Genomic DNA, 2,503 nt, shown 5'->3' with positions numbered 1-2,503 from the left:
GGCTCTTCTCGACTTTGTGTGATAATTTTTGCTTATGGAATCGTGAAATGCTTATCAGGCAAGACTTTTAGTGCTATTTGGCGGAATAAACTATCAGTATAGACCTCGTTTCCACACAGAAACCAGAAGAGCCGGATTGCTGGAGATTGAACATATCATTCCTAAAGCTAAAGGGGGAAGTGATGATGAATATAATCTCTGGTTAGCTTGTCGTTTATGCAATGGCTATAAGGGCAGACAAACCTAAGCAAAAGACCCCGAAACTGAGCAAATTGTTCCCCTTTTTAATCCAAGAAAACAAATATGGTCAGAACATTTTCAATGGAGTCAAGAGGGAACACAAATTTTAGGAAAAACGCCTTGTGGACGTGCAACAGTTATGGCATTAAAACTCAATAATTTGATTGCCACCACAGTTAGACAACAATGGATCTTAGCAGGATGGCATCCCCCTAAAATTTAACTTCAAAACCAAAGCAGTTCATTTTGATAATTTGGGTCAAAGAAATAAGGCTCTTCTGGTTTCTGTGTGGAAACGAGGTCTATACTGATAGAATATCCGCAAAATAGCCCTAAAAGTCTTGCCCAATAAGCATTTCACGACTCCATAAGCAAAAATTATCACACAAAGTCGAGAAGAGCCGAAATAAGTAGAGGTAGAACCTCGCTTATCTGCGTTGCAAGGTAGAATATTTATATAACCCACAACTATCTTAAATATAGAAACCATAATAAATTATGATTAAATAACCCTTGACTCCCCCCTTTTTTGTGATACTTTTTGTTGCAGAATATTGGCGCAAAACTAGCGTTAAATATGACCATAATTTTCTCCTATTACTGTCATCGAATCCATGAAAAAATTACTGACAATTTTAACCCCCTTGACTCTGATGGGGTTAGCTGGGGTTACTCCTGCTCAAGCGGCAATAGTAGCTGGTTGGAATTCATTTAATGCCAGTACCGCAACCTATCCCAAAGCGGCGAATACTGTAGGTGCGAATATAACCAGCACTGGGTTAAACACCGCCGGGATAAATCGGGAGAATGATCCTATCTTCCTGTTGGGTGGTTCTACTACTAACGGTTGGAATACAGGTAGCACTGTTAATACCAGCCAATATGTGGAATTTGCCGTACAACCTAGTGCAGGTTTTCAAGTCGATTTTACTAACTTACAACTCAATGCGGCCCAAACTGAAACGCAGCTAGATTTAGTCTTGCGCTCTAGTGTTGATGGGTTCACCAATAATTTAGGGACACAAGTTAACTTAACAACTAGCTTTAATACCTACAGCTTTGACCTAAGCAGTTTAGCACCCCAAACCGGCCCGGTGCAGTTCCGTCTCTATGGACTGAATGCTAATGGCTTATCTGTCTATTTAATTGCCGACAACTCCACTAATGTTGCCGGGGGTGGGTTTGTGGCTCTTAATGGGGATATCACTCCTGCTGGTGGCGGTGGTGTATCAACCCCGGAACCTAGTGGTATAGTGAGTTTAATCGCTGTTGGTGCCTTGGGTGCCGCTTCCCTTCGTCGTCGGGGATAAGGGAGGAGGGGCAACTACAGAGGGGTTGCCCCGAAATTGGTTAAATATTATCAATATTCTTTTACATTTCCTCGGCAATTTGTTAAGGTGATAAGGTGAAAGAGGAATAACAATCAATAGAGCCAATGACTCCCCAATTAATGATTCAACCTTCGTCTTTAATGAGAGAAGGGGTTGAACTCCGCGAATTTGGTAACATTTATTTATTCAGGTTTACTTCAGAGCTACAATCTCGTTTTGAGCAGTTATTAGCTAAGAAGAAAACTGACAGTCTCTCTGTTGACGAAGAAGCGGAGTATGCTGGACTTTCTGAACTAGAGCGCGTTTTTACGCTTATTAACGCCCAACTTGCCACAAAAAGTCAATGGTGTCCCTATCAACTCGAAGAATAGTCCGACAACGAGCTAACTTTGCAACGAGTCAACGAGTCAAAGAAATAAGTAGAGGTAGAACCTCGCTTATCTGCGTTGCAAGGTAAAACCTTGCAACGAGTCAAAGTCCTTTTTTTAATTAGAGAAAATATGCAGATAAAAGACATGACTCCCCAAGAGTTACAAAGTTTAATCCGTAATACAGTAGATGATACTCTAGATGAATACTTTGGTGATCCGGATGAGGGAAAACAAGTTAAAGAATCTTTTAAAGAAAAGTTATTAGAAATCCAACAAAAAAGATTACAAGGAAGAGCGACTGTTCCCGCAGCTGAGGTGGATAAAAGATATGGGATAGAACCTTAAATGAGCTATTCTGTTACTTTTGAACCAGAGTCGATAACTGATTTAGATTTGATCACAGATTTTAAGTAGCTGGTTATAATTAGGGTTTGCTGAAAAAGTAAAAAACAAAAACTCTCAAAAATCAGCCCGAATTTAAGATAAGTTTTTCTGTTGAGAAATCAGCTTTTTTATCATCTTTTCTAATCAAAGAGGGATGAATAAAGCTAAATTTAGATG

4 protein-coding genes are annotated in these 2,503 nt (G+C 39.8%); all 4 read left to right on the top strand.

Translation table 11 applies throughout. The annotated features are described in order from the left end of the window. Nucleotides 1-136: 136 nt before the first annotated feature. The 4 genes from IM509_RS10525 to IM509_RS10510 all read left to right on the top strand — a co-directional run bounded on the left by IM509_RS10525 (nucleotide 137) and on the right by IM509_RS10510 (nucleotide 2,287). A complete protein-coding gene (locus IM509_RS10525; protein ID WP_260441293.1) occupies nucleotides 137-247 on the top strand; it encodes an HNH endonuclease in 111 nt (36 codons plus the stop codon). A gap of 607 nt (nucleotides 248-854) precedes the next feature. Continuing rightward, nucleotides 855-1,550, top strand: coding sequence for a PEP-CTERM sorting domain-containing protein (locus IM509_RS10520; protein WP_072926575.1), 696 nt, complete (start codon nucleotides 855-857; stop codon nucleotides 1,548-1,550). A gap of 125 nt (nucleotides 1,551-1,675) precedes the next feature. Continuing rightward, nucleotides 1,676-1,942: a hypothetical protein gene (locus IM509_RS10515; protein WP_052278253.1), complete on the top strand. Its 267-nt coding sequence runs from the start codon at nucleotides 1,676-1,678 to the stop codon at nucleotides 1,940-1,942. Nucleotides 1,943-2,071: 129 nt separating this feature from the next. Further along, nucleotides 2,072-2,287: a hypothetical protein gene (locus IM509_RS10510; protein ID WP_002767716.1), complete on the top strand. Its 216-nt coding sequence runs from the start codon at nucleotides 2,072-2,074 to the stop codon at nucleotides 2,285-2,287. The last annotated feature ends 216 nt before the right edge of the window (nucleotides 2,288-2,503 follow it).

Source organism: Microcystis sp. M31BS1, from assembly GCF_020245285.1.
Lineage (GTDB): Bacteria > Cyanobacteriota > Cyanobacteriia > Cyanobacteriales > Microcystaceae > Microcystis > Microcystis panniformis.
Note: the sequence above shows the minus strand (reverse complement) of the source record. Positions and strands in the feature narration are given on the sequence as shown.